The 17,738-nt window shown below is 38.8% G+C and carries 15 protein-coding genes; 5 read left to right on the forward strand and 10 right to left on the reverse strand.

Features of this window, described 5'->3' with window-relative positions; genetic code table 11:
• Window positions 1-11: 11 nt before the first annotated feature.
• The gene (locus IEV17_RS13720; protein ID WP_427832719.1) at window positions 12-1,169 is read left to right on the forward strand and encodes an HlyD family secretion protein; all 1,158 of its coding nucleotides are present in this window, start codon (window positions 12-14) and stop codon (window positions 1,167-1,169) included.
• 66 nt (window positions 1,170-1,235) lie between these two features.
• Entirely contained in the window at window positions 1,236-2,105 is an 870-nt protein-coding gene (locus IEV17_RS13725) for a 1-aminocyclopropane-1-carboxylate deaminase/D-cysteine desulfhydrase (RefSeq protein ID WP_004663721.1), read from the forward strand.
• A 39-nt stretch (window positions 2,106-2,144) separates the two neighbouring features.
• Here the strand turns inward: IEV17_RS13725 and IEV17_RS13730 are convergent, their stop codons facing one another.
• A complete protein-coding gene (locus tag IEV17_RS13730) occupies window positions 2,145-6,257 on the reverse strand; it encodes a prealbumin-like fold domain-containing protein (protein WP_004663723.1) in 4,113 nt (1,370 codons plus the stop codon).
• 388 nt (window positions 6,258-6,645) lie between these two features.
• Here IEV17_RS13730 and IEV17_RS13735 point away from each other — a divergent pair, with 388 nt between their 5' ends.
• Window positions 6,646-7,842 (forward strand): BaiN/RdsA family NAD(P)/FAD-dependent oxidoreductase, encoded by a 1,197-nt coding sequence (locus tag IEV17_RS13735; RefSeq protein WP_004663724.1) that lies wholly within the window; start codon window positions 6,646-6,648, stop codon window positions 7,840-7,842.
• A gap of 35 nt (window positions 7,843-7,877) precedes the next feature.
• On the opposite strand, the gene IEV17_RS13740 is transcribed toward IEV17_RS13735, so the two are convergent.
• The 3 genes from IEV17_RS13740 to IEV17_RS13750 all read right to left on the reverse strand — a co-directional run bounded on the left by IEV17_RS13740 (window position 7,878) and on the right by IEV17_RS13750 (window position 10,298).
• Window positions 7,878-8,057, reverse strand: coding sequence for a hypothetical protein (locus tag IEV17_RS13740; RefSeq protein WP_004663725.1), 180 nt, complete (start codon window positions 8,055-8,057; stop codon window positions 7,878-7,880).
• Window positions 8,058-8,312: 255 nt separating this feature from the next.
• Window positions 8,313-9,875 (reverse strand): mechanosensitive ion channel, encoded by a 1,563-nt coding sequence (locus IEV17_RS13745; protein WP_004663727.1) that lies wholly within the window; start codon window positions 9,873-9,875, stop codon window positions 8,313-8,315.
• 222 nt (window positions 9,876-10,097) lie between these two features.
• Entirely contained in the window at window positions 10,098-10,298 is a 201-nt protein-coding gene (locus tag IEV17_RS13750) for a hypothetical protein (protein WP_034601857.1), read from the reverse strand.
• 206 nt (window positions 10,299-10,504) lie between these two features.
• Between IEV17_RS13750 and IEV17_RS13755 the strand changes: the two genes are divergently transcribed.
• Window positions 10,505-10,927: a hypothetical protein gene (locus tag IEV17_RS13755; protein WP_005218098.1), complete on the forward strand. Its 423-nt coding sequence runs from the start codon at window positions 10,505-10,507 to the stop codon at window positions 10,925-10,927.
• A 20-nt stretch (window positions 10,928-10,947) separates the two neighbouring features.
• On the opposite strand, the gene IEV17_RS13760 is transcribed toward IEV17_RS13755, so the two are convergent.
• Complete coding sequence (locus IEV17_RS13760; RefSeq protein ID WP_004663733.1) at window positions 10,948-11,709, reverse strand: ferredoxin--NADP reductase; 762 nt, start codon at window positions 11,707-11,709, stop codon at window positions 10,948-10,950.
• A gap of 84 nt (window positions 11,710-11,793) precedes the next feature.
• Between IEV17_RS13760 and gigC the strand changes: the two genes are divergently transcribed.
• Window positions 11,794-12,678 carry a LysR family transcriptional regulator GigC gene (gene gigC / locus IEV17_RS13765; protein WP_004663735.1) on the forward strand — a complete coding sequence of 295 codons (885 nt, stop codon included), beginning with the start codon at window positions 11,794-11,796 and terminating at the stop codon, window positions 12,676-12,678.
• 15 nt (window positions 12,679-12,693) lie between these two features.
• Here gigC and IEV17_RS13770 read toward each other — a convergent pair whose 3' ends face one another.
• From IEV17_RS13770 to nuoM, 5 genes are all read right to left on the reverse strand, one after another.
• A complete protein-coding gene (locus tag IEV17_RS13770) occupies window positions 12,694-13,407 on the reverse strand; it encodes a cold shock domain-containing protein (protein WP_004663738.1) in 714 nt (237 codons plus the stop codon).
• Between the two features lie 77 nt (window positions 13,408-13,484).
• Window positions 13,485-13,778 (reverse strand): cold shock domain-containing protein, encoded by a 294-nt coding sequence (locus IEV17_RS13775; RefSeq protein ID WP_004663739.1) that lies wholly within the window; start codon window positions 13,776-13,778, stop codon window positions 13,485-13,487.
• A 116-nt stretch (window positions 13,779-13,894) separates the two neighbouring features.
• The gene (gene upp, locus IEV17_RS13780) at window positions 13,895-14,530 is read right to left on the reverse strand and encodes a uracil phosphoribosyltransferase (protein ID WP_004663741.1); all 636 of its coding nucleotides are present in this window, start codon (window positions 14,528-14,530) and stop codon (window positions 13,895-13,897) included.
• Window positions 14,531-14,638: 108 nt separating this feature from the next.
• The gene (gene nuoN, locus IEV17_RS13785) at window positions 14,639-16,135 is read right to left on the reverse strand and encodes an NADH-quinone oxidoreductase subunit NuoN (RefSeq protein WP_004663743.1); all 1,497 of its coding nucleotides are present in this window, start codon (window positions 16,133-16,135) and stop codon (window positions 14,639-14,641) included.
• A gap of 3 nt (window positions 16,136-16,138) precedes the next feature.
• Window positions 16,139-17,737: an NADH-quinone oxidoreductase subunit M gene (gene nuoM, locus IEV17_RS13790; RefSeq protein WP_004663744.1), complete on the reverse strand. Its 1,599-nt coding sequence runs from the start codon at window positions 17,735-17,737 to the stop codon at window positions 16,139-16,141.
• Window position 17,738 lies beyond the last annotated feature (1 nt).

The following is a 17,738-nucleotide window of genomic DNA, read 5'->3' on the forward strand; positions in this document are numbered from 1 at the left end:
ATTGAGAAAAGATTATGTCCGAACAAGATAAACCTGACAGCGATAACGCTTCAGATGTGAAACAAAATGAGAGTACTCAAGTGGTAAAAGCGCCTACCGCACAATTGCCACCACCTCCACCACCGACGAGTAAACTGATTAAAACCAAACGCTCGACCCTCTGGTGGATGTTATTGGTACTAATAGTTGGCATTACCATTATCTTATGGGCATGGCGCATTGGTCCCTTTCATACAGCCGTTGAACAAACCGACAATAGCTATGTAAAAGGTAAAACCACGATTCTGTCCTCACAAATCAATGGCTATGTTAAAGACGTGTTGGTCAAAGACTTTGATCAAGTCAAACAAAGTCAAGTGTTGATGCATATTGATGCCACCACCTATGACCAGAAAGTGACACAGGCAGCATCAGGGGTAGAGCAGGCTGAAAACAGTCTTGCTAATCAAACCCAAGCGATTGCTCAACGTCAGGCTGATGTTGTGGCAGCACAAGCCAAGCTGGATCAGGTGAAAGCACAATATGACTTATCCGTTGCACAGTTAAAACGCTATCAACAACTTGGAGATAGTGGTGCTGCTTCAAAATCTGAACAAGATAAAGCAGCAGCAGATGTACAAAATAATCACGCTTTACTCAAGCAAGCTGAAGCCAATATTTTAGTGGCACAAGAATCGTTAAAAACGGCACAAGTGGCACAATCTGGCTTAAAAGCACAAGTCAATAGCGCGCAAGCACAACTTGACCAAGCCAATACAACCAAAGACTACAGTACTATTGTCGCGCCATTCGATGGGCAATTGGGTGAGGTCAACCCTCGTGTAGGTCAATATGTAGCGGCAGGAACACAATTACTTTATTTGATTCCAAAACAAACATGGGTCATTGCCAACTTTAAAGAAACCCAAATCGCCAACATGAAAATTGGGCAAAAAGCGTACTTCACTGTTGATGCCATGAATCATCAGAAATTTACGGGGCATGTTGAGCAGATTTCCCCTGCCGCAGGTTCAGAATTTAGTGTACTCAAACCTGACAATGCGACAGGTAATTTCACCAAAGTGGTACAACGGATTTCTGTCCGTATTGCGATTGATCCAAATCAAAAAGGCATTGAAAAATTACGACCAGGTATGTCTGTGATTAGCTCTGTAGATACTGACTCCTAATGCAAGACTGACATTCTCAACCAAATCCATTTACAATGTGATCAAATTCATTTCCCTTGTTCGAAAATGTTTGATCACATTGCTTTTCCCATACCCTATCAAACATTAGCGCTTAGCAGTTCGGTTCAATTAACCATTAAGCGTTTGGATCTAATTCATCCTCAAATTTCGGGCAATAAATTTTTTAAGCTGAAATACAACTTCCTCGCTGCACAACAACAAGGTTTGTCGCAAGTACTAACGTTTGGTGGTGCATTCTCCAATCATATTGCAGCAACGGCTTATGCAGCTCAACGCTTTTGCTTTCAAAGTATTGGCATCATTCGTGGTGAAGAACTTGCGACTCAAGACTTAAATCCTACCCTACAAACAGCACAAGATTTTGGTATGCAACTGCATTTTGTCAGCCGAGCCGAATATCGGCTACGCCATGATGTTGAGTATTTACAACAACTACAGCAGCAATACTCTCAAGCCTTTATCATTCCAGAAGGTGGAACGAATGCACTTGCTCTGCAAGGAACACAGGAAATTTTGAGTGAAGATGACCGAAAGAATTATGATGTCATTTGCTGTGCCGTTGGAACTGGTGGAACAATTGCAGGACTGATTGAAAGTAGTTCAAATCAACAACAGATAGTGGGTTTTTCTGCATTAAAGGGGAATTTTTTACAACACGATATTCAACAGTGGACCACTAAAACCAATTGGACATTAACCGATGCCTATTGTTGTGGGGGGTATGCGAAAACTACTGATGAACTACTACAATTTATGCAGCAATTTGAACAGCAATATGCAATTCCTTTAGAACAGGTTTATACCTCTAAGATGATGATGGGGTTGTTCGATTTAATTCAACAGAACCACTTTCCAGCAAATACAAAGATTTTGGCAATTCATACAGGTGGGCTACAAGGCCGTTTAAAAACATAAATCATCAAAATCATTTTTATCATTCAATCTAGATTGATGTTATTGATTTACACAAAACCTCACCGTTCCTGTCGCTGTGGGATTTAATACGCCAGTTAAATTCCACTCCAATGCATCTCCGACATGATTGATATTACAACTATTACCATTCGGTGTTGAATTACAACTCATACTACCGAAACTGGTGGCTATAGGTAAACTATCCTTAATTTTCACATTATTCAGCAGCTTCGTACTATTATTTTTATAGGTGATTTCATACTCTAAATGGTCGACCTTATTTGCTTGATTCATTACAGCAAATTGATTTTGATCAGCCGACGTTGAAGGACAACTTGCAACTGCGCGTACCTTTTTAGTTAAGCTAAGACCCGCTTTACCAATCAATGTGACATCTTGTCGTTTAATCGATTGACCCGTAATTGTCTGTGTTGGATTTGCCAAGATCACACTATAACTTGCCTCTAAGGTCGAAACATGCTGTGCACCTGCCATGACATTTGTAGGTGAATGAACACGTTGAACCAAACAAAGATCTACATTGGGTTGTAATGTATATGGATTCGCTACGGTTGGATTAAATATGGTTTCACCGCTATCCACATTCCCATTACAGTTAGTATCTTTATAAACCAAAGCTTGCCAAACTTGGTCATTACCACTGTTGGGTTGTTGGGTAGACAACTGATTGAACTGTGTGATTTGTATTGGAGCTTGTGAATTGAGACGATGTGGATAATCTGTGACGTCTCCAGAAGCTATGGTATGTTGCCCGTCTTCAGTCAGTACGATATTCAGATTTGCATCACCAAAATTATTATTTGGATAACTGGTTGCTGTTGTTTTAGGGAGTGAAATCGTATCCGTACTTCGGTTATAACTTCCGGTTGGACTCGCCCCGCTGACAGAACTATATTCGGACAAATTTGTTTGTACGATACAAAATGGGTTGGTTAGAACGCTGTCCTCAACTTTAAAACTATATTCTCCATTACTATTACTGATCGTCACAAAATTAAGCTCAAGACCAGCACAATTAGCAAGTTTGAGACGACTCCCTGCAATGCTGATTTCATTTGCATCTTGTACGGCATTATAAGCATTACTCAAGATATTATTGGTCGTTCCGCCATTATCGTTAAAAATACGCCCTGTAATCAGGACCAGTTTTTTTCGCCTATTGGTTAAAGTACAAATAATTGCAGCATCATCATTGTGAATCGTTAGCTTAAAACCATTCAGTGCGATGTTGTTGCCTGTGCAAAGTAAACTACTATTATAATCTGCAGCATCACCTTTACTAAATGACTCAAGAATCGTTGCAGTTTTACCAATCATATTCGGCATAAGCATAACAGGTGTTCCAGTGGTGCTATTTTCCCCTGTCTGATCAGCAACCGAAACTGCGGTGGTTGCATTGGTATCCAAGCCAATACTATTCACGATTACACTATCACCAGCGACTGCGTTATCCCATTTTTTTATCAATGTTAAAGTCGTGAGCGTATTGGTTAAGGTACATACAATTTCAGCGCCAGAAACGATACCACTTTTATTTAATGTAACTGTTGCATTGGTATAATTCGTAGTAACTGAACTGGCTGGCAATCCTGTGCAAACTGCATTGGTTAGACGGAAACCTGTTGGAATATTTGTTTCATTAATAACAGCATCTGTTGATGGATTTGGGGTAGTAAAATACTGTGTTTCCCCCACAGTTTCAGTATCTGGAATTGTAGTCGTAATTGAATGATTTGCGATACCATTATTGCCAGTAAAATCAAACTTACCTAACCCACCACGGCTAATCTTTTTAATAATTAAACTAGGCTTACTATTAATAAAAGTACACGTAATGTCAGCACCACCAGTAATTAAATAGGTGTACGGAATCGTGATTCTATCAGTACTGAAATTACCAAATGTACCAATGTTGCCTGTAATCAAACTATTTGAATCAATACAACTCGCAGATTTTAGTGCATAACCCGTCGCAATCGATGACTCTCTAATAACGACATCTGTTGCATTACTCACTACAGTTAAAACAGGCGATGTCCCCGTTCCAATATTGGGTGATCCTTGTAAACTTGTCGCAACATTGCTGGAATTACTGGATAAATTAGTATTAGCAAAACCGAATGTTCCCGTTCCTCCCTGAGAAATTTTCTGAATCTTTACCGTTGGAATTTTGGTATTCACAAAGTTACAGTTTAAATTTGGATTATTGCTAATATCGGCTGCTGTTAGAGTATAAACCGATCCTGATTGGCTACCGACAGAGTTGCCCGCTGTGTTACGACAACTGGCACCTGTTAAACTCCATCCCCCACCAGTAGGTAGACTACTTTCATTAATCGTTATGCTACCAGTTCCTGTGACGACAAAAGGTTGCACACCAGTCAGCGTCGTATCACCATCAACCTGATATTCTTCACCCTGAGTCAATGTTGTAATCGAACCCGAAGCTTGGCTTGTACCAGTCAGTGTAAAACCGAAAGTACCTAAGCCACCTATTGTTGATTTTGTGAGTGTAATTAAAGCTTTTGCAATAGCAACTTGCACACTACTACTATTATCAGATGGAAAAATTTCAGTGTTGGCAGCAGGTACATTGACTGTTGCAGTATTGGTTACAATCCCTGCTGAATTCGCTTTGGCTTGAACAATCAGCGTACAAGTTGCACCTTTTGGCCCACTAAACTGACCAGTAAGCGTATTGCCGGTAAAACTTGCATTACATGTGATTGCACCATTTGATTTGGTAGCACTCAACAAAGAGAGTGTATTGAAATTACTTGGTATTGCATCAGTAAAGTTTGCTCGACTCGTATCACTGACTGCATTTTCACCTTTATTACTAATGACCAATTGATACTGAATGGTATCTCCTAAATTCATCGTCAATGAATCAGCTACAAAGCTCCCAGAAGTACCTATTCTTTGTTTCTTCTCTACTTTCAAATCCATATCTGTCGGCAGATCATCATCTTTAATTACATAGTTTGCGACACCGTTACCAGATGCTCCGCAATCATTTGATGACATAATATGAAAATCGTTACTTTGATTGATGGTTACATTAAATGTATCGTCAACTTCATTCACTAAATCATTTATAATTTCGACCGGAACTTCAAGAACATAAGGAGTGCCCGCACCGTAATTGCCTTGCGGTATTGTCTTGGTAAAAGTGTTTGCAACTCCACCATTAATTTTATAATCGACACCTAATTGAGCTGTGCCATCATTTACATTAAAGACCAATGAAATACCACCACTCGGTACATCACCGACCACAATAACCTTAAGTGGCTGCACTGTGCCGCCATTTTCAGGTACAACATAATTGGCTGAACTAAACTCAATAATCGGTTTTACAATAATTTGTATCGCATCTAAAAAATTTCCGCTGGTGCTTGTTCCCGAAGTCGACTGGAATCCCATCGGCACTTGTCCTGTTGCGCCTGTATAGGTAAATGTTCCACTGTAGTCTGCCCAACGTTTAATTGTAGAACCCGTTGTCGCCCCTACACCTGATCCAGAACCACTGGAGACAGAACATGTACCCGACACGCAACTCGTAACCTGCCCATCCCCAGTTTTACTTGTCGAGACCGTTGTGATCGTTTGAGTTCCAGCACGCAACAACATCGTATCGTCAGCAGTATTACGCCCATTATGGCTAAATTTCCAAGATACAGACTCACCATTCACTAAACAGATATTCTGAGAAACAGTAGAAACAGCATCTGCGTTTAATTCGACAAATTGATTGCCTTCCCGTGCTTTGATCGTGTTGGTGGGGGTTGTATTGGTACCATCAATATTTCTTGAGCCAGCCCACATTTCCATGAGTTGCCCTGAACCATTGGTTGAGATTGAACATGTGCCACTGAAGCCCTCATTTCCATATGGGTGTGTGGTTAACCAACCAGGTACGCGTGTGCTACTAATATAAACACGACAGACATTAGTTCCCGTGGAAATAACGGGAGTTTCAAAACCTAAATTTAAATAACCACGCTGATAAGCAGCATTTGCAACAGAAATATTGAATATACACAATAAAATGGCGATCGTGATTTTTGTAGAATAAGTACACTGTAATTTCAACAAATCAAATATTTGCAAAACCTTCATACCCACCATAACGCACCCCGACATTAAATGTGTAGTTTGGATTTGCAAGAAACGTGCTATTTAAAAAAATAATAGAGAATACCGAGGTACACCCCATAATAAAATCAATGACACCGCCGCAAAAACAGAACTAAAAACAATTTAATTTTCTGAAAAACATCAAAGTTTAAACTTAAAAAGAGACTTTGCTCTCATTTGTATTCTACATCAGACTTTGTATGTTTTTTGTTAAGCCAATCATGATTTGCTAAAAAACTGGATCTATTTTGTATCTAATAATGTGTAAATTTTAGTAATGAATTTACTTCATAAATCCGTATAACTTCGTAAATTGTCCGTACTAAACTTCGCTTAAATCTTTTATAATCGCTCGCTTTTCGTCTACCGAGTAATCCTCATGGTTCATCAAGTTGATGTTGTTGTTTTAGGTGCAGGTGCATCCGGCTTGATGTTGGCTGCAGAGGCTGGTAAACGTGAACGTTCCGTTGTCGTATTAGAAAAAGCCAATAAAGTAGGCAAAAAGATTCTAATGTCTGGTGGTGGCAAGTGTAATTTCACTAACTTAGATGTTGAACCATCAAATTATATTTCTGAAAATCCACACTTTGTTATTTCAGCGCTCACTCGTTACACCAACTGGGATTTTATTGGTTTGGTCTGCGAATATGGTATTGAATATGAAGAGCGTAAACACGGTCAGCTCTTTACAATCAAAGGCGCAAAAGAAATCCTTGAACTTTTACTTGCAGAGTGCAATAAAGCGAAACGGGTTCAGATTCAGACCCATTGCGAAGTAGAAAGCGTAACAGCACAAACAGATTCAGGTTTTATTATTGAAACCAATCAAGGTACTTATCACTGTGAATCTCTCGTTGTGGCGACTGGTGGCTTATCTATTCCAACACTAGGAGGCTCTGGTTTTGGATATGAACTTGCACAACAGTTTGGACACCATGTTTATCCTACCCGTGCGGGTCTAGTCCCCTTCACCTTTTCGGACCATTTTAAAGAAGTCACAACACGCTTAAGTGGTAATGCTTTAGATGCAACACTGGTGAATGATCGCCATCAATTTACTGAAGCTTTGTTGTTTACTCATCGAGGCCTAAGTGGGCCAAGTTCATTACAGCTCTCAAATTATTGGCATGTGGGTGAAAGCTTTAAAATTGATTTTTTCCCGAGCCAAGATTTAGTTCAATTCTTCAAGGAAAAGAAAAAGTCGCAACCCAAAGTTCTGCTCAGAACTTTGCTCAGTGAATTCACGGCGAAAAGTATCGTGCTTGAGCTACAACAAATAATTTGGGCGGAACAAAGTGAAACTGCGATTGGCAATTTTAGCGATTTACAACTAGAGCAAATTGCTGATCAATTGCACGCCTTTTCTGTTAAGCCATCTGGAACTGAAGGATATCGTACTGCTGAAGTCACGTTAGGTGGTGTAGATACTAGCGAAGTTTCTTCAAAGACCATGGAAAGTAAAAAGCAGAAAGGCTTATATTTTATCGGTGAAGTACTCGATGTAACAGGTCATTTGGGAGGGTATAACTTCCAATGGGCATGGTCTTCGGCTCAAGCAGCGGCTCAATTTGTTTAGTTTACTTAACAAATTAAGCCGATTGCTAAATAACACTAAGCATGATGATCTGAAGAGTTAGCAGCTTCTGTAGAAGATACTTTTTGAGTATTTTCAATTGGTTTTTCTTTGGCTGTATTTGATTTCGCAACAACAAATTTGTACGCACTCGCCAAAAAACCTACAGTAATACCTGCAATAATAATCGGTGCAAATACGCGATTTGGCCTCTTCATTTCACTCTCCTCTATAGAATTTTTATTTAGAGACTATTGATACTTTATCTATAAATGAATTGCTTTTCAGGTCAAATTTTTGATTAATCCTATTAAACTACAGTTATATGTACCCTAAAACTCAGTTTTAGATCTCGTTTTTCTAAAATATGCCCTAATCACGATATAGATAAAAACTCAATAATGCTTATACAAACAAAACGACCACCCTGCTTAGAGTGGTCGAATTGGTTCAAAAAATCAAAGATTTTTTTACTATTCATCTGAATAAGGTGGAGTCGGTGGTGTTATTGGTGGTACCGAATGACTTGGTGTGATTTCTTTATGTAACGGATTTGGCTGTTTCGCTTCATTCTTTGCCTTATCTAATAAATCTGTCAATAAGCGTTCTGCAGGTTGACGACCACCTAAACCAAATGCCAAGGCAAAAGCAACTGCAACTGAACCAAGCGTCAAACCAAAAGCCAAATTCACAATTGAATCCGCAATACCCATGGCTTTTAGACCCATCGCAATCACTAAACCCATAATTAAAATACGAACTAGGTTTGCTAACCAACGTGAACTATTGTATTCACCGCGTTGTACCACTTTAGCCACAACATTCGCGAGCCAAAATCCAATAACTAAAATTACAGCACCAAGTAAAATACTTGCACCAAACTGAATAAACATCGCAATCAGAACACTTACTTGCTCTAAGCCAAGACGGTTCGCAGCTTCAGAGATTGCAAACAACATGGTAAAAAATACAATCAAATAACCTATCACATCAGAAACACGTGTTTGCCCAAGGAATCGTTGCAAATCAAGCTTCATTGGAATTTCATCAATTCCCGCCCCTGAAATCAGTTCAGCGACTAAACGTCCAACAAAACGAGAAACAATATAGGCAACGATTAGAATTAAACCTGCTGCAATAATTTGTGGAATTGCATACATTATTTCATTCAACATCGCTGTTGCGGGTTGAGAAATCGCTTGGATTCCTAATGCTTCAAATGCCACGATCAACGCTGTGATGACAATAATTGCAAACACAAATGAGCCTAAAAATTTCGATACATTTGAGTTTTTAAATAATCCTACTTTTTCAGCTTGAGTTTGTAGTCCCAAGCTATTACTTAATCCCTCGACAATACCACGCACAATTTTGGCGAGAATATAACCTACAAAAATGATCACACCCGCAATAAACAAATTAGGCAGATAAGCAATCGCTTCGTTTACCATGTTTTGTACAGGAATCAGCAGTCCTGTTAAACCTAAAATAGACAGCACAATTGGTAGAAATAGTAATAAAACCAACCAGTAAAAAATTTCTGCGATATTACTACTTAAAGCGTTAACACCAACTTCACTGCTTAGCTTTTCATCTAATTCTGTTCTAGATAATACGTTGGTCAATCCAGCACGTACCAAACGCGCCACAATCCAACCAATAAATCCTACTGCAACGGCTGCAAATAAGTTTGGTATATAAGCAAGTACTCGTCCTACCATATTGCTAAACGGGTCACTTACACCACTAATATTTAAAACATTGAGTGAGCCAACCACAGCGAGAATCATGACAAACCAAAACACCAATTTAGAAACCAAGTTTTCAATATTGGGCGTACGACCAGTTGCCGAAGATAACTTGTGATTGGTATCAAGCTTTTGCAATAGCCGCTTTACACCTGCGGCAATGACTAAGGCAATAATCCAACCCACCAGTAAGATCAAAATTGCTGCAAAAATTGGATGAAATTGATCCCAGTAATACATGGCATCAAATCCCCCTCGATGCGAGGGATAATTAAAAAATTCATTCATGCGAGTTATCCTTATATTGTATTTTTAAATCTTGATATAAATCACCCATCACTGTTCTATGTTGAAACACACAAACTATGAATGTTTATCACCTTAGTTTTTGTCGATTTTTCAATCAATCAACAGCATCACTAATACAACAAAAAGCACTCATAATTTTGCAAAAAAGCTCATTAGTTCACACTAATGAGCTTTTAGATAAATTGTTTTGGTCAAAGCCATTTAAGCATTCAGAAGTACAGACTGCAGATTTGACATCATCACTTGAGCAGTTGGATTTGCTGAATGATCGGCGATCATAAATACAAGCAACGCTATCAGAAAAATTCCAACTATTAATAACATATAGACTGGTAATTTCCTTTTACGTGCAATTTCTTCCTTACTTGCCACATGAGGTTGTGGCTTACTAAAATCATGCATCATAGCAGCCCTCATCCTTTTATTTGTTAGGCTTTTATCTTAGCAATACTCAATGTTGCATTGTGTGAAAAAGCTTCGGACTATCGTTGCGGTGTTTGCAGAACTCTACTTTTTTTATTTATTTTTTTGTTTAAAATATAGTCGGTTTTAGAATACGCTAAAAATAAGCTATACTAGTCGGCTTCGTTTCTCATATGTTTTGCTTTATGTCCTATAGTCAACAAAGTGTTTCTCTTGATTTAGACACGGATGTTACTCATCAATGTTTTTTACATCACACACGTGATGAACATTTAATAGGAATTATTGAGTTTAATAAGCCAAGCTATATCTTAAAGTGGGGAGATTTAGAATACTTCCGTCGTCGTACTGAAGAATTCTCCGTCATGCCTTTACCTGATTGTGTAAATGCAATGATTATCGATATTCGAAATGTACAACCTTTTTTAGACAATGAAGTGCCTATTTTACCTTGGCGCCTACTCGAAGAAGATTGCCCTGTTCGCCTTGTTGTTCCTCAAGACCGTTTAGAACATTATATTGGTATTTTTGAACCGACATGGCTAACCACTGATGTCGATACTGCAATTCAAGAAATCCGTGAATTTATGGATATGTTTGTACATTAAGACATATCCATACCATATGACTACCAATAATTCTCTACTGCAATATTACCTTCACCACGACGATTCATCGTTAAACCTCGTTGTTTAAGTGCCTCTTTTGTATCCTCAACCATCTGAGGATTACCACACAACATCACATGACTACTTGCAGGGTTCAAAGCTAATCCTGCTGCTTTTTCTAATTCACCATTACCAATTAAAATTGGGAGTCGATCATGTAATGCGGCTTGGGGATCACGGGTAACAATTGGAATGAATTTAAATCCAGAATGCCCTTCACCAAATGATGCTACGATTTCTTCAATACGTTCCACATAAGCCAACTCGGACTCTGTGCGAACGCTATAAACCAAATGAATATGTTTATATTTATTCCAAGTTTCAAAGTCTTGTAACATGCATAGAAATGGTGCAAGTCCAGTACCAGTTCCCAATAGCCAAAGATCTTGTGGTAAAGGTTGTTGATACCTTGCCAAAGTCAAATAACCATAAGATATTTTATCTAAATAAAGTTCATCACCGACTTTAAGGTGTTGCAAATTTGACGTAAATGCACCATCGGGAACAACAATTGAAAAGAATTCTAAAGTTTCATCAAAGGGCGAAGAAACAACAGAATAAGCTCTTACAACTAGCTCACCGTCAACCATTAAACCAATTCGCGCAAACTGCCCTGCTGTAAATTTAAAATGAGCAGGTCGAGTCATGGTGAAACTAAAAAGATTGTGAGCCCAACGATGAACAGATAGAACTTTTTCTACGCTAAATTTTTCAATTGACATGATTTGAACGTGGCACGAAACAGTAGGCTCATGTTAGCATGATCGAATAATTGATGGATACTCAAAACATTAAGGCTATTTAACATGCGCATGACCTTACGCCAATTGGCTGTTTTCGTGGCGGTTGCACAAGAAGGAACGGTAACCAAAGCGAGTGATGCTGTCAGACTGACACAAAGTGCAGCAAGTATGGCTTTAGCTGATTTAGAAGATGGCTTAGGTGCGCCTTTATTTGACCGTTTAGGCAAGCGTTTACAACTGAATGATTTGGGGCGTTTTTTATTGCCTCAAGCTTTAGAAATTTTGGGTCGCTGCGAATCCTTTGAACAAGCTGCTAAAGGTGAACTGCAAAGCATTGATTTACGTTTAGGTGCAACCTTAACGATCAGTGATTATTTAATGCCTGATCTGATGGCTGAATTTTTACAACATCATCCTCAAGCCCATCTTCAATTACAAGTCGGCAATACTCGCCAAATGATTGAAGCAGTGAATCAATTTCAGCTTGATTTAGCCTTGATCGAAGGTTCTTGTCATTTGCCTCAATTACAATGTATTCATTGGCGAGATGATGAGCTTGCAGTCTGTTGTGCACCTGATCATCCTCTAGCAAAGTTAGATCGCCCAATTACACCAGCAGATTTCCATGAGGTTGAATGGATTTTACGTGAAGAAGGCTCAGGCACACGTGAAGTTTTTGACAATGCGATTTTACAAGATCTACCAGATGCCAATATCCGTTTAACTCTCGGTCATAACGAAGCAATCTTAAAAATTGTTGCTGGTGGTTTGGGGATGTCTTGTGTTTCAAGACTTGCGATCGAACCGCTGGAGGAGAAAGGTCAATTGGTTATTCTTAATACACCTTATTGGCAATTAACTCGCCCATTGTACATGTTAGTGCATCGTCAAAAATACCAAGGTCCTGGACTCAAAGCCTTTTTACATTTTTGTGAAGATCAGGTTTAAGCCTGATCTTTTATTTTAATGTCTAAATTGGCGCTCACATGGTTCACCATCATTATTTCCATCCATTTTTACATTTGGACAATTTCTTAAAAAGAAGACAGCCTCTTTATACGAACGCATTTGAGAACAGTGAGTTCGCCCATCACAACTAAATTGGGTTTGCGCGGTGGCAGGTTGCTGTTCTAATCGTTTTTGATCATGATGTACTGCTGGCGGTGGTATTGCTTTTAAAGCTTGCTCCGTTTTTTCAGATAATTTTACTTCAGGTAAATCACCCAATGCCTGCCTTTGGGCAATCACTATTTTCTTTTGCTCTTCGATTAACTGAGCTGCTTTTAATTTTTGTGACTGTTGATAAGACTGATATTTTTTAAAGACCAGAACTGCTAAAACCGCAATAATCATTAAACCAATGACCGTAACGATCATTCTCTTTTTAGAACTAGATTGAGGATTATTTGGTAAAATTGCATTAGAAGAGATCTCAGAATTAGATGCAAAATGACTAGAAGGATGAGAGCTCTTTAAATCTAACCGAACAATATTTGCTGCTTTAAATTTATCTTTATCTTGCACAATAAGAAATTTAAGTAATTCGCCAACTTTTGGCTCACCGCCCGCTTTGGGAAAATCGGTAATATGAAAGAAGATATCTGCCTGCCCTTCAAGCGCTATAAAGCCAAACCCTTTTTCTGAATTATATTTTTTAATTTTACCTTCAACAAACATATTTTTCTTTTCTCATTTGCAGAGCTTAATAGATCAATATGGAGATCAAAAATTCTCTCCATATTTTATCTAGATGATTAACGTCGAAAGTTTGATAACAATTCTGATGTAATCGATTCATTATGAGCCAATATTTTATTTTTTTTAGTTTTTGCAGGATTCGGATCTACTCGTTCAATTTGTACTGCTTTAAATTTTCCATTATTTTCTAGAGCTACAAATTTTACTTTTTCATTTCGTTTCGGCTCACCTTCCGATGCAGGAAAATCTGAAATATGAAAAAAGATCTCGCCTTCAGCAGTTGCAATAAAACCAAACCCTTTGTCTGGATTATATTGTTTAACTTTTCCCTGATAAAATTCTTTTTTCATGACATCCACCTAATTTTCAAATACTGTAATTCAGTATATAAAAAAAGAGACTTTAAATCCTCCCCTGAAAACCGTACGGTTGGATTAAGTCTCTGTTTTAAGCATATTTTCAAAAATTAATCTTTTTGAACACTACCAAATATCTTATCACCCGCATCACCAAGACCTGGAACGATATAGCCATCCTCATTCAAACCTTGGTCAATCGATGCCGTATAGATACGTACGTCAGGGTGCGCAGCTTCTACTTTTGCAACACCTTCAGGTGCAGCAACCAAAACCATAACACGTATATCTTTGCAACCACTTGCTTTAAGCACATCAATTGCCGCAATAAGTGAATTACCCGTTGCCAGCATTGGATCAATAATCATCGCTAAGCGATTCGCAACATCAGGTACTAATTTTTTATAGTAAGTACGAACCTCTAAAGTCGCCTCATCACGTTCTAAACCCAAGACACTCACTTTGGCACTTGGGATCAAGCTCAGTACGCCTTCAAGCATACCAATTCCAGCACGTAGAATCGGTACAATGGTAATCTTCTTACCTGCAATACGTTGAGTCGAAACTTTACCTGCCCAACCATCAATTTCATGATCGACAACAGGAAGATCCTTAGTTGCTTCATAAGTGAGTAACATCGTGACTTCTTGCGCCAATTCACGGAAGTTCTTTGTGCTAATGTCTGAACGGCGTAATAAACCAAGTTTATGACGAATAAGCGGATGGCGAATTTCTTGAATCGACACGAGTGAGTACCTAACTAATATTAATCTTTGAGTATTATAGAGTGTTTTTTTACTCTTCATTAAAAAAAGCCCCCAAATTTTGGAGGCTTTTTTGTACAAATCAAATCATTATTGTTGTTGAGACAACATGAAATGCAATGGAGAAAGAATTTCTGACTTCAATGCCAAATTGATCATTGGATCTGGGTAGATACCTAGTAATAATACAAGCAATGCTGCACCAAGTACCATGATACCACCAACTTTAGTTCCCCAATGTGCATCAGCATCAATACGAGGTGTTTCTGGTGGTGTCATATACATTACGATCATCACGCGTAAATAGTAGTATAAGCCTATACCACTTCCGACAACGACCATTGCAGCCAAGAACCAATGTTGAGTTGTTACAGCAGCCATTACCACAAGGAATTTACCAATAAAACCTGCAGTTAATGGAATCCCTGCTAATGACAACATCATCACAGTCAATGTTGCAGTCAAGATCGGACGACGCCAGAACAAACCACGGTAGTCTGCAAGACTTTGTGCTTCATCAACGTTGTTATATGGACTAGACATTAACGCAACTGCACCAAATGCACCGATTGTTGTAAATACATAAGTAATCACATAAACCGTTACACTGCCTAAACTTGCATAAGTCATACTAATCAAAGCAATCAACAAGTAACCAAAGTGTGCAATTGATGAATAACCAAGTATGCGTTTTAAGTTAACTTGACGTACTGCAAGTAAGTTACCGACCAAAATTGATAACACAGCAATGACTGTCAAAACAGTCACTATTGATTCAACTAAGATTGCACCAGAACTTAATAAGTAACGTACAAATAAACCAATCGTTGCAACTTTGGCAGCCGTTGCCAAGAATGTCGCCATAGGTGCTGGTGCACCTGCATACACATCAGGCGTCCATTTATGGAATGGTGCAAGTGAAAGCTTAAATGCAACAGCAAAGATAATGAGACCTAGACCTAATAGCACCATTGGTTGCTTGATCGCAGTCATCAAAGCTTGAACAGAATCATAGAATGACAATGAACCTGTATACGCATAGATATATGCCATACCCATCAACAACATCGCAGATGCAGTTGCTGAAAGTACAAGATACTTAATTCCCGCTTCTAAAGATTGGCTACGTTGATGCGTGTAAGCCAACATACCATACACAGGAATTGACATTAACTCTAAGCTAATGAAGAAAGCAGCGTAATGAGAACTTGCAACCAATAGCATTGCACCTGCTACAGAACAAAGTAACAAGATATAAAGTTCTTCACGATTATCTTTATACGTTTCAATGTAAGCATGTGAAAGCGTGCTACAAGCCAAAGCAGCAATCAAAATCAGGAATTGGTAGAGCATGGTAAATGGATCAACCATAAACATGCCCATAACGTTCGCAGGAACAAAGTGCCCACTAAACATGGTATATGCAATTAGAATTGCAGAAAGGTTTAGACCCACAACTGTCGTTGTTGCAATCAGATTATGATTACGTTTAATCGCAATCAATAACATCACAACAACTGCAGTCAATGCCACAATCATCGCTGGGGCAAGTGGCATAAGCTCAGAAAAAGAAAGTGTGAAGTTCATGGTTTATCGCATCTCCACTTGTTCAAGTTGAGTCGCAGTCTGTTGAACAGTTTCGACAACTTCTTGTACTGGCATATAACTATTGACTAACCACTGCATACTTGAATGTGACATATCCAAGAATGTCTGTGGGTAAAGTCCTAACCAAAGTAAACCAATCACACAGATCATCAAAATACTAACTTCACGTACTGATAAATCTTTCAGTGGACTCGTGTAGTGTTGCTTTTGTTCAGCATTTGGTTCGCCAAAAAGTGCTTTGTGAATCAGAATCAGACCGTAAAGACCTGCAAATACTAAACTTACTGCAGCAATAATGGTGAAGGCTGGATAAGCTTTAAATGAACCCATAAGAATCAAGAATTCACCAATAAAGTTACCTAGACCTGGTACACCGACAAGCGCTGCAACAAAGAACATCAGGAAAAATGGCAAGTATTGCAGTTGGCCACGAAGACCACCCATTAAACGTAAATCACGGGTATGTAAACGTTCATACACTTGACCAGACATAATGAACAATGCAGCAGATGACAAGCCATGTGCCAACATCATGATCATCAAACCTTGGAAAGTCAGAATATTACCTGCATAGATTGCAAGTAAAATGAAACCCATGTGTGAAATAGATGTATACGCAAGCAGACGTTTCATGTCTGTTTGTTGGTAGGCTAAGAATGCACCGTAGAAAATACCAATTAAACCCAAAATGATTGCAATATCAGCAAACTGAGCTGATGCTGCTGGGAAGAATGGAATTACGAAACGAAGTAGACCGTACGCTGCTGTCTTAATCAAAATACCCGCTAAGTCCACAGAACCCGCTGTTGGTGCTTGTGCATGCGCATCAGGTAACCAACCGTGTAATGGGAATACCGGTAATTTAACTGCAAAACCAACAAAGAAACACAACATAAATGCATAGGCAACTTCTGGTGGTAAGTGGTTTGCAACAGCCAATAAGTAGCTGTAATCAAAACCAATCATACCTGTCATCATATATCCATAGACCACTAAGCCTAAGATACCGATTAACATGATCAAACCAGCGATTTGTGTATATAAGAAGAATTTAGTTGCAGCATAAACACGTGAACGACCATTTGATCCTGAATGTCCCCATAACGCAATCAAGAAATAGATTGGTACAAGCATCATCTCCCAGAAGAAGAAGAACAAGAATAAGTCAATTGCAAGGAATACACCGATAACCCCACCTAAACTCCAAAGGAGGTTTAAGTGGAAGAAACCAACATTCTTTTGAATTTCACCCCATGAACAACCAACAGCAAGCACACCCAGTAACGCTGTAAGTAAAACCATGAGTAAAGATAAACCATCCACAGCCAAGTGAATGCTAATCCCTAAAGTCTGAATCCATGGGAGATGGAATTCAGCAGCCCAAGTTGGGACTTTACCGCCCAACTCGTAGCTATATGTACCAGTTTGCCATAGTGCAATACCCAAACCAAAGGTAATGAGCATACCAATCAAGGCAATCCAGCGCGGTAAGTGTTGGTCAAATTTATCAACCAACCAACAAATAAAACCAGCAATGAAAGGAACTAAAATCAGTGCGGGTAAAATTAAATTGTTTTCCATT

Origin of the sequence: Acinetobacter modestus, assembly GCF_014636095.1 — a bacterium.
Lineage (GTDB): Bacteria > Pseudomonadota > Gammaproteobacteria > Pseudomonadales > Moraxellaceae > Acinetobacter > Acinetobacter modestus.